We start from the raw sequence: 16,920 nt of genomic DNA on the forward strand, positions 1-16,920 counted from the left end.
TTCCTCCCAAGTGGAAGAAACAAGATAGATATCGGAGGCATACATTTGATATGACCAAAATCCTAGTTGTGGATGACGATGTGCATATTCGTGAGCTGATTACCTTGTTTTTGCGGAATGAAGGATTCGAGATTGTGGTAGCTAAGGACGGAGCGGAAGCACTGGAGATCGTGGGGAAATCCCCAATCGATCTGGTTATCCTTGATATTATGATGCCGCGATTGGATGGTTGGGAATTATGCAGGGAGATCCGGCGTATGGATCTGAATATGCCATTGCTAATGGTCACGGTAAAAGGGGAATCGGCCCAGAAAGTAAAGGGATTTCAGTTGGGAACAGATGATTATTTAACGAAGCCCTTTGATCCACTAGAGCTTGTAATGCGAGTAAAAGCTTTGCTGAAACGTTACCTGATTGTCTCCTCCCAGACCATTCAACTAGGGGGCATTATGCTGAATCGACGCAGCTTTCAAGTAATTCGTGGAGAGGAAACAATCAATTTGCCTTTAAAAGAGTTTGAATTGCTGTTCATGCTGGCAAACCAGCCTGGGCAGATTTTTACCCGAGAACAGTTAATCATCAAGATCTGGGGGAGTGATTACGAAGGGGATGACCGGACAGTTGATGTTCACATCAAGCGACTAAGGGAAAAATTCGCTGGTGATGCACACCATTTTCAGATTGAAACGGCTCGTAGTCTGGGCTACCGGTTAGTCATCACATGATCAAAACCTTATATGTTCGTATTATTTGCACGTTTCTGGTCGTCATTGTTTTCAGCTTGCTGACCTCTTTCTTCATGGGGATCTTCCTTTTCAAAAAAGAAGTAAATCATATCGGTCAGAATGACATGATTTCTGTAGGGGAGGAACTGATCCGTCTATATGAGCAAACGCAACCTGAGGACAGGGATGCTTTCATCAAAAGTATGGTGAAAGTGTCCACCTATCCCATTCATCTATATGACGTTTCGGGTAACGTAACCTATTATGACCTAGACCATACAGAGACCGTTGAAATCGCACCAGAAGTGGTTCAAAAGGTGTTGCAGGGTCAGGTCTATCGTTCTCCCGGAGAAGTGGAGCAGACGTTCATAGGTCTTCCTTTTCCATACAAAGGGGAACCACAAGCCATGTTTATGCAGTATTCTCCGCAGAATGAAAATATCATTAATCGGATGGTTTTGCTGGTATTATTGCTTGCACTGTTGATCGGAAGTTTGTGTATCCTTATTGCTGCAAGGTATTTGGTCAAACCGATCCAGGTGTTGACGCGGGCAACCAAACGACTGGCGAAGGGTGATTTTAATGTGGAAATCCAAACAAAGCGCGTGGACGAAATGGGAGCATTGACGCAGAGTTTCAATGAAATGGCGAGTGAGCTTAAACAGCTGGAACAGATGAGACAGGATTTTGTTTCCAATGTATCTCACGAGATTCAAACGCCGCTGACCTCTATTTCCGGTTTTGCCATGGCGTTGAAAAACAGCAGCCTGGTTGCGGAGGCCGATCGTAACTATTACCTCGATATCATTATTACGGAGAGTGGACGACTATCCAGACTAAGTGATAATCTGCTGGAGCTTGCGTCTCTGGATTCTGATCATCATCCGTTCGAGACAACCACCTATAATCTTGATGAGCAAATCAGGCAAGTGGTGGTGACTTGCGAGCCTCAATGGTCAGCCAAAGGCATTCCAGTTCATTTAGAATTGGCGGACGGTATCAAAATAAGGGCAGATCAGGACCAGCTTAACCAAGTGTGGATGAATTTACTAGGCAACAGCATTAAGTTTACTCCCGTGGGTGGGCGTATCGAAATACGCACGAGCCAGTCGGTAGATGGAATCTTTTTCACGATAACCGATTCGGGCATTGGAATAGCGCCAGAGCAACTGGATTATGTTTTCGAGCGGTTTTATAAAACAGACCTGTCACGCGATCGTAGCATCAGTGGTAACGGTCTGGGCCTCGCCATCGTCAAAAAAATCGTGATGCTTCATCACGGAACTGTCGAAATGAAAAGTCAGGTGGGCGTGGGGACAACGGTGATGGTTCATTTGCCTTCCGGATGATTACAAAAATGGATGTAGAGCTGCCAAAGATATTTTTCTGGTAGCTCTTTTTTGTATGGATTTTTAGATCCCTATTCCAGTGGCGATAAATGGAGGATATAAAATAGTTTAAAAATAAATATTTTATTGTTTAATGCACTAAAGGATTTCGCAGAAAAATGTCGAATAATGTCTATCGATAAGGCATTTTCAGTTGATGGGGGTCGATATGAAGCAGCAATGGTTTGGACGGTATCTCATTTCATAACGAGGAAGGAACTGATGAATATCAACAGTTCAGTGAACATGTACAAGAGAGTCTTAATCATGCTTCTATGCTTTATCTTGGTTTTAGCAAATGGATTCTTCGGGAGTCAATGGGCGGGGGTTGCAGCAGCAGCGGTGGGTCCAACAACAGTAACCTTCTCCACAACTGATAGTAGTGCCTGGGCTGATGGAATTGCTGAAGATGGCGAAGGTTCTTCAACGAATATCTCAGGTAAAGTTTTTCAATTCTACAATATTAGTGATACCAGTAGTGGAGCTATAATGTCGGAACCTCTCAGATATGCAAATACAGTGGAAGATGGGTGGTTTCCTTTTCTAACTACTTATGAGACTGACATTAATATTGGTTGGAAAGGGATGGGGATTAGAACAAGCGATGCATCTGAATTCCAAATTAACGGATTCTTTTATTCAAACTGGGGTGAAGGACCAATAAACCTTACGGTTGAAGGATATCGCGATGGTGCAAAGGTTGCAACCTACTCATTCCAAAATGACGAAGTAATTGCAGATTATCATTCTAAACATGTTTCATTAAATGAAGATTTCGATAATGTGGATATGGTTCTCTTATATTCAGCCGATAAGAACAGTTGGCATGGTATTAATGACATTGTGCTTGATGATGCTGTCCTTTCTGCAGTAGAACCAACGATCAACACACAGCCAGCGAATGAGACGGCCAATGAGGGAGCGAGCAGTCCAACACTGAGCGTAGGTGCTACGGTCAGTGACGGGGGAACGCTGAGCTACAAGTGGTATAGCAACGTAACGAACAGCACAATAGGTGGCACGCCAATCAATGCTGCAACAGGCTCAACGTATGATGCGCCAACGACGAGTGCAGGAACGACCTACTATTATGTGATCGTGACCAACACCAACGATGGTGTAAATGGAACGAAGACCGCAACGACGACGAGCAATGCAGCACAAGTAACGGTGAAAGCGCTGGTTCATGCAGCAGTACCAACGATCAACACACAGCCAGCAGATGAGACAGCCAATGAGGGAGCAAGCAGTCCAACACTGAGCGTAGGTGCTACGGTCAGTGACGGGGGAATGCTGAGCTACCAGTGGTACACCAACGCAACCAACAGCACCTCAGGCGGCACGCCAATCAATGCAGCAACAGGCTCAACATATGCAGCTCCAACGACAAGTGTAGGAACGACCTATTATTATGTAATCGTGACCAACACCAACAATGGCGTAAATGGAACAAAGACCGCAACGGCGACCAGCAATGCGGCACAAGTGACGGTGAATGCGCTGGTTCATGCAGCAGCGCCAACGATCCATACACAGCCAGCAGATGAAACGGCCATTTTAGGAGCGAGTAGTCCAACGCTGAGCTTAGGCGCTACGGTAAGTGACGGAGGAATGCTGAGCTACCAGTGGTACAGCAACGCAACCAACAGCACAACGGGTGGCACGCCAATCAATGCGGCAACGGGCTCAACGTATGATGCGCCAACGACGAGTACAGGCACGACCTACTATTATGTAATCGTGACCAACACCAACAATGGCGTAAATGGAACCAAGACGGCAACAACAACAAGCAATGCGGCACAAGTAACGGTGAATACGCTGGTTCATGCAGCAGCGCCAACGATCAACACACAGCCAGCAGATGAGACAGCCAACGAGGGAGCGAGCAGTCCAACGCTGAGCGTAGGCGCTATAGTCAGTGACGGAGGCACGTTGAGCTACCAGTGGTACAGCAACACGACCAACAACACTACAGGCGGTACGCTGATCAATGGGGCAACGAATCCAACGTATGCCGCGCCAACGACAAGTGTGGGAACGACCTACTATTATGTGATCGTAACCAACACCAATAATGGTGTAAATGGAACGATGACCGCAACAACGATGAGCAATGTTGCTGTAGTTGCCATTCAACCAGCACTAACGTATATCATTGAGAATATTGCGGATCAAACCCCAGCAGCACTGATTCAGGGCTATGTCTCGGGTAGTCAAGAAACATTAACCATTACCGTGAAAAATATCGGTACGGGTACATTGACTAACTTGGAGGTAACATCTGGTGGGGCGAGCGGGTCGGATCTTGAAGTAACACAACCTACAGTGTCGACTCTTAACCATGGGGCTGAAACCAGCTTCACGGTGATGGTTAAGGATGGTTTGCCAGCGGGCACCTACACTGCGACGGTTCTTGTAACTGCGGACAATATGCTGGACCAGACATTCCAAGTTGTTCAAGCTATCAACTTGCCAAATGCGCCTGCCAATCCTCAGGATCTGGTAGTGATCCCTGGAGATCATCAGGCTCAGCTGAATTGGAGTAACGTGCCGGGAGCGACATATTACGAAGTTTATTTATCAACAGTATCTGGTCAATTTAGCAGTAACGCCATTACCACCGTAACGGACGGGAATTATCGTGTGGAAAATCTGCTTAATGGAACCACTTATTACTTTATGGTGAAAGCAGGCGGATTGGGTGGTTTGAGTGCTGAGTCCAATGTGGAAAGTGCAACTCCATTAACGGTTCCAGAAGCACCATCATCCGTTATAGCAGTCGCGGGGAACGGACAGGTTACGCTTAGCTTTAATCCTCCAGCAGACAATGGAGGAAGTGCCGTAACGGCATATGAGGTGAATGTTCTACCAGACAATAGAGTCGTGACTGGAACACGTAGCCCAATAATCATCACGGGATTAACCAACGGAACGAGCTATACGTTTACAGTGAAGGCAAAGAACAAGGCAGGAGGTAGTGAGTCTTCGTTACTATCCAATGCAATCATCCCGTTGGTACCAACAGGTAATGGTGGCAATACCGGTGGTGGAGGAGGAAGTACTGGCGGTATTGGAGGTAATACGACTCCAAGCCAGCCACCTACATCAGGAACTCAAGTTCCGAACCCAGGAAATTCAGGGGTGGATGTAATGGTCAACGGGAAAGTGGAAAACATCGGATCAGCAACTTCAAGTGAGCGAAATAGTCAAAGTGTAACCACAATAACGGTAGATTCCGTGAAACTGGATGAAAAGCTCTCGGCTGAAGGAAATGGGGCTACGGTCACCATTCTGCTAAATACACAATCTGATGTTGTCATTGGGGAACTTAATGGTCAGATGATCAAGAACATGGAGGAAAAAAACGCAACTCTGAAAATTCAAACGCCTTCTGCGACCTACACATTACCTTCTCGGCAAATCAATATCCAAGCGCTGTCCAATCAACTGGGGCAGTCAATTAATCTCAAAGATATTCAGATTCAGATTGAGATTTCGACTCCTGGAGCAGAGATGCTGCGGGTAATAACAGATGCGATTGAAAAAAACAGATTTACGCTTGTTGCCCCAACATATAATTTTGAAGTACGCGGCATTAGTGGTAATCGTACGATTAACATTACCCATTTCAATGCATATGTTGAACGAACGATTGCGATTCCTGAGGGAGTAGATCCTAACCGAATCACGACAGGTATAGTCATCGACACGGATGGATCAGTTCGTCACGTACCGACTCAAGTCATTGTTAATGGTGCCAAATATTATGCCAAAGTGAACAGTCTGACCAATAGTACTTATTCTATTATATGGAATCCAATTGAGTTTCAGGATGTTCAGAACCATTGGGCTAAGGCCCAGGTAAACGATATGGGTTCACGTATGGTCATGGATGGAACGGGAAAAGGTATGTTTACTCCTGATCGAGATATTACGCGAGCAGAATTCGCCACGATATTGGTACGCGGTTTGGGACTGAAACTGGATACATCCAATAATGTTTTCTCGGATGTATCCACCGATGTTTGGTATAGTAGGGCGATCAATACGGCATATGACTACCAATTGCTAGATGGCTTCAAAGATGGAACTTTCCGTCCTGATGACAAAATTACACGGGAGCAAGCCATGAACATTATGGCAAGAGCCATGGCAATTACGGGGCTAAAAGTTCCATCTGGATCAGCTGGTCTTCAGATGTATACAGATGCAGCAGACTCATCAGTGTGGGCATACAGTGGTATAGCTGAAAGTGTACAAGCCGGAATTTTTTCAGGGAGAAGTGATGGGAAACTTGCGCCCAAGGCATATATTACAAGGGCTGAAGTGGCTGCAATCGTCTCGCGGCTTCTCCAAAAATCAGGATTGATCTGATTGTAATAAACTTTAAGGGGTTATCCTAATCATGTCCAATAAGGGCGTGAGGAGGAGGCCCTTTTTTGCCATACAAGAGTCGTCTCCACCCAACTTCCTCACATTCCTTGTTGTATTTCTGCGGCACATCTCGTACAATTTGGTGAAGTAATTCTGCATTGCGTTAATGTGAATGTGAAAAGGGGAGAATCGTTTGGAATCAAAGCAACTAACTAGAGGGCTAAAGCCCCGCCATGTAGAGCTGATTGCACTCGGAGGTACAATTGGCGTTGGTCTGTTCATGGGATCGGCGAGTACGATCAAATGGGCAGGTCCATCCGTGCTGCTGGCTTATTTATTGGCTGGTATCGTTATCTTTTTTGTCATGCGTATTATGGGTGAAATGTTGATTCAGGAGCCGGTCACGGGTTCGTTTGCAACATTTGCTCACAAATATATTAGTCCGCTTGCCGGATTTCTGACCGCCTGGAGCTACTGGTTCCTATGGGTTACGGTGGGTATGGCGGAAGTTACGGCGATTGGTATCTATGTGGGATATTGGTTCCCGGATATTCCGCAGTGGCTGCCTGCACTTGCTGGGGTACTGATCATTGCAGCAGCGAATCTGGCGGCGGTGAAGTTCTATGGGGAATTTGAATTCTGGTTTGCGATGATCAAGGTGACAGCTATTGTGGCGATGATCGTGATCGGAACCGGGCTCATCTTCTTCGGCTTGGGGAACGGAGGAGAGCCAATCGGACTGTCGAATCTGTTCAGTCATGGTGGCTTCTTCCCTGGAGGCATCAAAGGTTTCCTCTTCGCACTGTGTATCGTAACGGCTGCGTATCAAGGGGTGGAGATGGTCGGTATTACAGCAGGCGAAGCGGAGAATCCGAAACACACTTTGCGTAAAGCGATCAAAAATATCGTGTGGCGTATTCTTATTTTCTACGTTGGTGCCATATTTGTTATCGTAACCTTGTACCCTTGGAACGAAGTAGGCGAGACGGGAAGCCCGTTTGTGCTCACCTTTGCCAAAGTTGGTATTGTGGCTGCAGCGGGGATCATTAACTTTGTGGTGCTCACGGCGGCCATGTCGGGATGTAACAGCGGGATCTACAGTGCGGGACGGATGTTGTACACGCTGGCTGAGAATGGGCAGGCACCTGCCTTTTTCAAAAAGCTGTCCAAAGGCGGGGTTCCCCGCAACAGTATCGTCATTACAATCTCCTTGCTGCTGATTGGGGTTGTGCTGAACTACCTGATGCCGGACTCCAAGCTGTTCCTGTACATCTACAGTGCAAGTGTTCTTCCGGGTATGGTTCCATGGTTTGCGCTGGCGTTCAGCCAGTTCCGATTCAGAAAGCGTTGGGGCAACGAGATGGCGGATCATAACTTCAAGTCCAAATGGTTCCCGATCAGCAATTACATCATTATTGTGTATCTGATTCTCGTCATTATCGGTATGGCGTTTAACCCGGATACGCGCTTGCCTCTGGTTGTTGGAGCTACGTTTATGGCCATCGTGGTGGCTGGATATTTCGCATTTGGCATTGGCAAAAGACAACGGATAGATGGCGGCGAAGATCGCTAGTCCAATATTCAAAAATCAACTTATATCGTAATTTCATACGTGCATTCCTTGAATACAATGGAGAACCTGCGGGTGATTCAGCGTCATTCAGGGAGTGCATTTTTTTATCCGCAAAATTCATACTTGAATCTCCTGTAACTGGAGGTTTTAAGATTTGAATTATAAAGATTGCACTAAAGCCTATTTACACTTGCCACTTCGATGACAGAACAACCTTCTGATCGCTGTTATCCCCTGATTTTTTTGATTTAATTTTACAAAGGTGAAAATCTGGGGATAAAGGCGAACGCATCCGCTTCTTCAGGTTATTTCTGTCCTCTACGTTCTCGTGTAAATGTTTAGTTCAATTTATATAATAGCTGCTGCGCAATAATATCATTCCGATTTAATCCGTGGCAGAATGGGAGGCTTTAAGTATATGAGGACAATAGAATGGATTTATCTTATTTCCAACCTGCTTATATTAGTGGGGGTAATCGGGATCGGGAGACAGAGTCAACATTTTCGAAAAATGGCATGGGGTGGATTCGTCATATCGGGTGTGCTGTTGATTATCCATGGTGTGGTCGAAGGACTCCGTTGGCCTATGATTCCGGCGTATCTGCTCACGTTGGTTCCACTGGTTGTGTTATTTACAAAGGCAAGACGCCAGCAACAGTCAGGTGTAACCTCGCTGAACAGCAAAGGTTCCGGGGCCTCTGCTTCCACATCGACTGTGACGAGGAAATTCGGACGTGTTCGAATCATCGCAACGTCTCTTCTGGTGTTGGTATACGCTATTGTGAGCATTGGCTTGCCGCTGCTGTTCCCGGTGTTTTCGTTTGCCAAGCCAGCAGGTCCTTATGGAATCGGAACAGTATCCTACGACTGGACAGATAACAGCCGTGAGGAGTTGCTGACGAGTTCTATCGGTGATCAACGGGAGCTGATGGTACAGATCTGGTACCCAACGAATCCAGATGTACAGGGCGCAACAGCTCCTTATGTTAATAAGCCGGAGATCTACGGGACAGCCTTCAATGAAGTGCTGAAACTGCCAAAGCTTTTATTTTCCAGTCTGAGTCAGGTCAAAACACATGCGATACAGGAAGCTCAGTTATCTGATGCTGAAGCCAAGTATCCGGTTGTTCTTTTCTCTCATGGTCTGCATGGCTATGAAAATCAGAATACGTTCCAGGTCGAGCAGCTGGTCAGTCAAGGTTACATTGTGGTGGGCATTAATCACACGTATAGCAGTCTGGTATCCGTATTCCCGGATGGACGTGTGGCGCAGTTTGAATCTGAAGGGAAAGAAGGCTTTGAACAGCTGCAATTCAGTTACATGGACAAGTTGAATGAGACATGGGTGAGGGATGCACAGTTTGTACTGGATGAGGTAGAGAAGTTGGGTACGGGGGATCCGAGCGGACGCTTTACAGGACATATGGATCTGGACAATATCGGCATGTTTGGGCATTCATTTGGCGGAGCAACGACAGTACAGATGTTAATGGATGATCCACGTGTGAAAGCAGGCATGAATATGGACGGTGTATTGTTTGGTAAGAAACGTATCCCTACGGAAGGCGTGGGCAAGCCGTTCCTGATGATGAGTGCAGACTCAACCGTTGCAGGTACAAGTGTGATGAGTGACGAAGAGATTGCTGCGATGGGCACGACCCGTCCGGAAGCCGAGAAATATTACGAGGAAGTGTATGAGCGCTATGAGCCGGTAACCGCAGGAGGTAACTTCTGGATGGAGCTGACCAACACCAAACATCTGAGTTTCTCCGACCTCTACCTGATCTCTCCACTGCTCGAATGGACACAGGGTGTAGAAGCGCGGGGGACACAACAATTGGTTAACGATACAACGATTGATTTCTTCAACCACTACTTGAAAGGGAAACCGCTCCATATGGACAAGGAAGTGGGAGAACATGAATCCTATTTGTTGAAAAAAGGCTAAACGTATAAATGGAAGGAGACTGAAGTTCAGTCTTCTTCCATTTGTTTTAATCGTAACCGCATGCCCTCCTGCAATAAGTTAATGCCATCTACAATCTGGCTCCATTCGGGATTCATCACCTTGCACAGCTTGTTAAAACGAAGAATGCGATCCGTCACAGAGTCCAGCATATATCGGGCCTGTTTGCGAAAAAATACTTCTGGTGCTTCCGCATGCTCAGCACTTGCATACATCAACACAAAGTCCCACACCATGCTTTGCACAGCAGGGCTATCGATTGCCCAACGTTTGTCCAGCGCTTCGGTAGTGCGAATGCGAATAGCCTCCATTTTTTTCACCCAGACGTCCGCTTCGACTTGTGGCTGATTCGCCATAATGAAGAACGGAATCTCCAACCTAGCCAGATCGGCCCAATAGGCCGGATCATTGATCAGTTCCTGAATTTCCTTCCAGGCCAGTGTTTGCTGAGCCGTCAGTTTGGTATCTTTCATCATGTATTTATCGAAAAAGTGCAGAAACGACACTCTCCAATCCTGCGGAATGCTGTCCAGCAGATGGGATTCATCCACCTTGGCAGCAACGAATTGTTTCCGACTGCTCGCATGGGCCGTTAGGGATTCAACCAGACTGGAGATGTAGGTAAGAGACTGTTCCGAATGCAGTGAAGTGTCTTCTTCATGCTGCTTCGCTTGCTGCAAAATGGAGAGCATGGAATTCATCGTGCCGATCTGGGTTTCCAAGGCTTCAATCTGTAGATCCAGTGCCTGTGCTACCGCCAGTTCACCCGACATGAGCTTTCGAATATCCGGTATGCTGAAATTCAGATAACGAAGCGTTATAATGAGTTCGAGTTGCCACAGGTCTTGCGTTGTATAGAGTCGATGCCCGCCTTCCGTATGATTGGAGGGTTGTAACAGTTCAATCTCATCGTAATAACGGATCGTTTTCACCGTGGAGCCGATCAGTTTGGCTGCTTCACCGATGGAGTAGGGTTCTTTATTTGGGTTCAACGAGATCACCTCATGTTCTATTATACAATCTCCAGTTAGGGGAGATTCGATATGTGACGATCGTCAGTGAATTCGGGCGGGCTTAGTTTAAATTCCACCCATCTCGGTTACAAAGGAAAGAGTGCAACTTTTATGAAAACAACTTCTGATAATAAATTTAATATTTACATGATAACGAAGAGCACAGAAATAATCTGAAGAAACGGAGTGCTCGCCTAAAAGCTTTCTGAAAGAAAGCTACATCGGAAGCATACGCTATCACCAGATTTTCCTCTTATATAAGGGAGAGAAAAAAATCTGGGGATAACAGCGATCGGAAGGTTATTCTGTGATCGTAGTGATCAATGTAAATCACCAAGGAGGAAATTGAACATGGCTAATCAAGACCAGCACACCATGCAAGATCCAACGACACAATATCCTAAGGCTACACCGGAGTGGAAACAGCAGCAGGATGAGCCGGGGCTTCAGCGTGAGATGACACCTGTTCCCGATGCGGGTGAGAAAAGTTATAAAGGCAGCGGACGATTAACGGGACGCAAAGCGGTTGTGACCGGGGCCGACAGCGGAATTGGCCGGGCGGCAGCGATTGCGTTTGCCCGTGAAGGTGCAGATGTTGTTCTGGCCTATCTGCCGGAAGAGGAAGCAGATGCGCAGGAAGTTGTGAAGCTGATTGAGGAAGCCGGTCGCAAAGCAATTACGATGCCAGGTGACCTGAAGGATGAGAAATACTGTGAAGAACTCATTGAATCTGCGGTAAAAGAGCTTGGCGGGATTGATATCCTTGCTAACGTGGCAGGCAAACAGCAGTTTGTGGAGCAGATTGCGGATCTGACTACCGAGCAGTTCGATGCAACGTTCAAAACAAATGTCTATTCCATGTTCTGGCTCTGCAAAGCAGCTGTGAAACACATGAAGCCGGGTAGCTCCATTATCAACACATCATCGATTCAGGCGTACAAACCTTCGCCAATCCTGCTGGATTATGCAACAACGAAGGCATCCATTAACACGTTCAGCAAAGCGCTGGCCCAACAGGTGGGTAGCAAAGGGATACGTGTCAACGTTGTTGCACCAGGACCGGTATGGACACCGCTCCAGGTCGTGGGTGGACAACCAGTCGAGAAGCTGGCCGATTTTGGCTCCAACACACCGCTTGGTCGAGCAGGACAACCTGCCGAGATGGCTCCGGCATTTGTGTTCCTGGCAAGCCAGGAATCCAGTTATGTAAGCGGGGAGACATTGAATGCGAATGGTGGTACGGTTAGTCCGTAAATAGTTTTAGATAATCCGATCAGGGTATCAGAGGATACGGTCTCCATATTGGGGGCGGTATCCTCTTTTTTGTCATTAAGATGAGAGAAATAAAATATTTTCATATATGAAAGCGTTCTTATATAAAACGGAAAAGGTACATGGTAATATATTCAAGAACATGATCTTCGCTCCCAGCTCTGAGAGTGCGTTGCTTATACAATGAATCTGTTCAGATCAATACACTATGCCTAGGAATCGAAGGAGGAATTCTGTAATGGCCAAGAATGTACTTAAACTAGGTGACCCTGTCATAAGCACGTACACATCATATGGGACATTAACATCCGTTATGCACGAAGATTTATGGCCATGGATTTTCAATAACTTTATACAAATCAGGTATGCACATGGATGGGGAATTTTTTCGTTTGATTCTCATCAGTTTCTGCTAAGTACCTGTCCGGGAATTTCCTTTTACAACCTGCCACAAGAAATTGTGATTAGCAAATGGGGAACATCACTTAAGCAAGTGATTACGGAAGCGATAGATATGGGATATTATCTATATATTTATGCAGATAGATACTATATTGCGTGTACAGACTATTATCAAAAAGAACATCTCATGCATGAATTATTAGTGTATGGGTATGACCTGGATCAAAATTTGATATACATTGCTGATAATCTTGATGATGGTAAATTCATACAAAGCGTATGTAGTCTGGATGAACTTGAGAAAGGCTACTGGACCATGTCTAATGAGTACAGTTTTTGGACAGAAGTGAGATTCCTCAAGCCAATTCAGAATATCAATTATGCAATTCATGTGGAGCAGATTATAACGGCGATGGAAAACTATCTTAACTCAAGCGAGACATATGACTTAGTGCGAGATCAGAAATACGATTTTGGAATGCAAGCCATTCAACGCATCTTTACCGACATTGAGCAGGCAGCCCTAGTTGGAGAAGCATTGGATTCACGAGTCTTTCATCTCTTGTATGAACATAAGTTACTTATGGAGTTACGTTTATCTTACTTAATGGAGAAATCAATCATTGAACGAGATTCAACCTTTATGGAATTAAGCACTATTCTGAAACAGGACTACTTTAAATTGAGAAATATAGTTCTGAAATACAATATAACGCGTGATGCAAGTACACTCAGTAAAATAAGTGAGAGATTGCAACAGAATCTCACAAAAGAGAAAGCATTTATTTCTTCTTTTATTACCAGATTGCAACAGGTTAAATCAATGGCTTGAAGTCATCTAATAATAGACAAAAAATCCCCTTTGCTTGTTAGAAAGCCAAGGGGATTGCTGTGTAATTAAATTACTTTTGTTCTGGTTTCGGGTCCAGAATGGCATAACTGCCTAGCGTGGCTAATTGTGCTGTGTTCAGAAGCGCTTCATCCACTGCTGCGAGGGCTTCGCCGGCAGCTGTCATCAGCTCATCAGAGTCAACAGGTGAGGCGAAACGGAGAATGACCCGGTTCTCTCCTTTTTTGAGTTCACTCTCAGCCTTGGTTTTGTACTCATTAATGGACGCGACTTCGAGATCATTCTGCACATAATAATCATTGGCATCGCTCTCGCCATTAAACATCGTGAGCTCGGAATCAAGCCAATAATCTTGATCCGCTATCGTTTTCTGACTTGCAGCAGTCTCATCATTGGCATTGTACAGGAAATACGGGATGCCGGAGTTCGTCAGGTTGTTGGTGGCATCTACATGGAACCATTCGTTCCCGATTTTGACCTTGTTCCATGCATGTGGAACGCCGCTGGAAGCGCCCGTTACAACGATGCTTTCCAATCCCGAGAGATCGGAGAGCAATTTGTAAACGGAAGCATAGCTGGCACATACCCCAACTCCTTTGACCAGAATACCGTATGTGGTAAACGAGTCATTAAACTGTGGATCGACATTTTTGAAGTTGTTTTGCTCCGCATTTTCCAGCGCTGCATCGTCATACTTCGCGTTATCGTTCAGATAATCGTAGATGGCTTTCCGTTTCTCGTCTTCGTTCATACCATTCTTGATAATGGAAGCCACCACTTCGTTCGCTTTGGCAATAATCTCATCTTGCTTCTTCTGGATTCCACTAGCCGATTCATTGTAATGAATCGAAAGGGTAAGTGTACCATAGTTGTATTCGAAACCTTCCACACCAAGAATCAATGGATTCTGGTACATCACTTTCAGGACAACATCTGAGAGTGTCGTGAAATTTTGAGCTTCGGGGAAAGCCTTTAACGAAATTTTATCTTGTGCCGCAATCATGTTTTTGGCTAAAACTTCTTCCAATGCGGAATCTGCATTGATCATTGCATCGCCTGTAGCAGGCTGAGGCACGGTTTCCTGATTACCTTGTTCTACATTTTGCTGTGTATTGGATTTCTGCTCATCTACCAGGTTGTCTTCTACAGCTTCTGGAGCTGAAGCAGGTGTTTCATTGGAAGCTTCTTCAGAAGCCATATCTGAAGAATTATCAGAAGTATCATCTGAAGCCTCAGTAGATAGAGGATCAGTTGCAGCTTCTGACGTTCCAGTATCGGTTGTAGACTCTGGAGTTGAAGTTTCCGAAGCCGGTGCTTCTTCTGTTTCCGTTGCAGACTCAGGTGCATCATGATTGTTGATGATCGTTGGCACGTCAGGTGCAGGAATGTAAGGTGTGTCATTCTTTGGTTCCACCAGTCCGTTGCTGGAATCGGCTACGGTTTGCTGAGAAAGTTTGTCCAAATCTGCTTGAGTTACATTCTCTACGCGTACGTAACTTTTCAAAGCTGTTCCTTTAATATGAAAAGGAATATTCGTTTCATTGAACTCTGAAATCTCTACGCTTTTGGTATCATAGACAATGGTTTCACGAGCTAGAGAGCCGTCATTGTACTCAACTGTTGCTTTCTGAGGAAGTACATCTATATTCTTTAATTTCTCCCTATACAATTGTTCTTTCAGAGATGTTGGCAACTGGGAAGCAAGCGGAGCTGTAGGGACACCTCTGCTAAAATTGGATTCTTTGCCTCCACCGATTGCAGTGACGTAATATTCTCCTCGTATACCATGGTTCTGAGTGGTAGTTATCATTTCATTATAAGTGCCGAGCCCGCCTTTTCCGTCTCTCAAAAAATCATTGAAAGACGTCTCTGTCGTTACCGCAATATCTAAAGGCAGACTATTACTGAACGCGTCCTCTGCGCCAGTTAGAGGTACATTTGTATCGAAGTTGGTTAGGTCAGAACGTTTATAAATTTTATATTCGGTGGCACCTTCAACCTTGTCCCAGACCAACTTGAACCGTCTATCTTTGTCAATTTCGTATCTTAGGTTAGGTACGGGTAACTCCGATTTCACTGTAAACGGAATAATGATGGGCTGATCGAGTAGTGTTAGATTTTCCGCATCTGGATCATAATTCAGACGAATGTAATAAATGGGGGCACCGCCCCAAGAACTTTGATCCTTGTTCATCATGGAATCTGAACTTAAAACGCCCCATCCAAGAGGCTTAATGGAAACACTATTGTCGTTTGTCTCTGGAATGGCATATACATCGCTTGCTTTGAGTGCTTTAATATCGGTATGTACACTAATAATGTCACTAGCTCGCAGGTTACTTTTACGTAAATCGGCTTTAAACTTGAACATAAATTCTTCATCCTGAGCTACGTTGTACATCGGCATGATCGCTTGTTCCGATTCAGAGCCGTATTTCTGCTTCAAACTTAAAATGGTAGAACCTTCTACTACTTCTGTAGGGTTATTTTCGGACGGACTACTCTCCTGTTCAGTACTCTGGCATCCAGCCAGTAACAGGGTGAGTGCAAACATAATGAAAAATAGACGTTTCATGATACACCGCTTTCTTGTTTTTCTGAGTTGCTCTAATGCTACTTTCTACACACCGAAAGATTATCAAAATTGGTTAAAACCCATACTCGAACCTCTTAACGGCCAAACCTCCTATTAATTTCCTAATATCCTTTGCTAGTTTATGGTCATATTGACGCATTGTCAAGGTGAGAGGGGAGGGTATAAGTCCTGTAGAACAATAGAACAGTTGTAATTCTGTAGCGGGGGGACCGTGTTAAAATACAAGAGTTACTACATATTTATATATAATAGAAGAATAATTGAGGAGGCTGGATTGGCGTATGACAGCAGAACAGATTGTCAGAACCTTTTTTGAAGAAGTCCGATCAGGCCGAAATCCTGATTATGCAAGCAGCGTGATGGCGGAACAAGTACTGGCTCATCAAGTGATATCTGAAGATGAGATCATGGTCACCCGAACACCTTCTGATTATGCGGATCATGTGCGAGAGATGATTGAAGTATACGGGGAGTTTTCACTCGAAATTCTGGAGTTGCTGACGCAAGGTGATAAAGTTTATGTGCGCTGGAGACAAACGGGTACCCATATTGGCGAAGTGGACGGATACAGTCCAACCAACCTCCCGGTGATTGAAATTGCCAGTGCAGTATACCGAGTGGAAAACGAACAAATTGCAGAGTATTGGATACAGATCGACAGGTTGGGCATCGAGAGACAATTGGAACGTAATCGGAGCTGAGTTTCTCAGCTCTTTTTTAGTTTTCAGTTCTTTGTAAGCGTTCCCGTGTTATAATGG

At 45.3% G+C, this 16,920-nt stretch carries 10 protein-coding genes; 8 read left to right on the plus strand and 2 right to left on the minus strand.

Annotated elements, in window-relative coordinates; translation table 11 throughout:
* Window positions 1–50: 50 nt before the first annotated feature.
* The 5 genes from PAEAM_RS01540 to PAEAM_RS01560 all read left to right on the plus strand — a co-directional run bounded on the left by PAEAM_RS01540 (window position 51) and on the right by PAEAM_RS01560 (window position 10,011).
* Window positions 51–725 carry a response regulator transcription factor gene (locus PAEAM_RS01540; RefSeq protein ID WP_036605998.1) on the plus strand — a complete coding sequence of 225 codons (675 nt, stop codon included), beginning with the start codon at window positions 51–53 and terminating at the stop codon, window positions 723–725.
* Window positions 722–2,074: a sensor histidine kinase gene (locus PAEAM_RS01545; RefSeq protein ID WP_100526379.1), complete on the plus strand. Its 1,353-nt coding sequence runs from the start codon at window positions 722–724 to the stop codon at window positions 2,072–2,074. Before PAEAM_RS01540 ends, PAEAM_RS01545 begins: the two co-directional genes overlap by 4 nt.
* A 285-nt stretch (window positions 2,075–2,359) precedes the next feature.
* Window positions 2,360–6,490 (plus strand): S-layer homology domain-containing protein, encoded by a 4,131-nt coding sequence (locus tag PAEAM_RS32165; protein WP_243391234.1) that lies wholly within the window; start codon window positions 2,360–2,362, stop codon window positions 6,488–6,490.
* A gap of 193 nt (window positions 6,491–6,683) precedes the next feature.
* Complete coding sequence (locus PAEAM_RS01555; protein WP_100526380.1) at window positions 6,684–8,063, plus strand: amino acid permease; 1,380 nt, start codon at window positions 6,684–6,686, stop codon at window positions 8,061–8,063.
* A 418-nt stretch (window positions 8,064–8,481) separates the two neighbouring features.
* On the plus strand, window positions 8,482–10,011 hold the full coding sequence (locus PAEAM_RS01560; protein WP_100526381.1) for an alpha/beta hydrolase family protein: 1,530 nt from the start codon (window positions 8,482–8,484) through the stop codon (window positions 10,009–10,011).
* Window positions 10,012–10,037: 26 nt separating this feature from the next.
* Here the strand turns inward: PAEAM_RS01560 and PAEAM_RS01565 are convergent, their stop codons facing one another.
* Window positions 10,038–11,021, minus strand: a complete 984-nt coding sequence (locus PAEAM_RS01565) for a MerR family transcriptional regulator (protein WP_165789799.1) — start codon at window positions 11,019–11,021, stop codon at window positions 10,038–10,040.
* Window positions 11,022–11,393: 372 nt separating this feature from the next.
* Here PAEAM_RS01565 and PAEAM_RS01570 point away from each other — a divergent pair, with 372 nt between their 5' ends.
* Window positions 11,394–12,296 (plus strand): SDR family oxidoreductase, encoded by a 903-nt coding sequence (locus tag PAEAM_RS01570; RefSeq protein WP_017690578.1) that lies wholly within the window; start codon window positions 11,394–11,396, stop codon window positions 12,294–12,296.
* Between the two features lie 256 nt (window positions 12,297–12,552).
* Window positions 12,553–13,548 carry a cysteine peptidase family C39 domain-containing protein gene (locus tag PAEAM_RS01575; protein ID WP_100526383.1) on the plus strand — a complete coding sequence of 332 codons (996 nt, stop codon included), beginning with the start codon at window positions 12,553–12,555 and terminating at the stop codon, window positions 13,546–13,548.
* A 70-nt stretch (window positions 13,549–13,618) separates the two neighbouring features.
* Here the strand turns inward: PAEAM_RS01575 and PAEAM_RS01580 are convergent, their stop codons facing one another.
* The gene (locus PAEAM_RS01580; protein WP_100526384.1) at window positions 13,619–16,141 is read right to left on the minus strand and encodes a transglutaminase domain-containing protein; all 2,523 of its coding nucleotides are present in this window, start codon (window positions 16,139–16,141) and stop codon (window positions 13,619–13,621) included.
* Between the two features lie 302 nt (window positions 16,142–16,443).
* Here PAEAM_RS01580 and PAEAM_RS01585 point away from each other — a divergent pair, with 302 nt between their 5' ends.
* Window positions 16,444–16,863 carry an ester cyclase gene (locus PAEAM_RS01585; RefSeq protein ID WP_100526385.1) on the plus strand — a complete coding sequence of 140 codons (420 nt, stop codon included), beginning with the start codon at window positions 16,444–16,446 and terminating at the stop codon, window positions 16,861–16,863.
* Window positions 16,864–16,920: the final 57 nt, after the last annotated feature.

Source organism: Paenibacillus sp. GM1FR, assembly GCF_002803315.1.
In the GTDB taxonomy this organism is placed as follows: domain Bacteria; phylum Bacillota; class Bacilli; order Paenibacillales; family Paenibacillaceae; genus Paenibacillus; species Paenibacillus amylolyticus.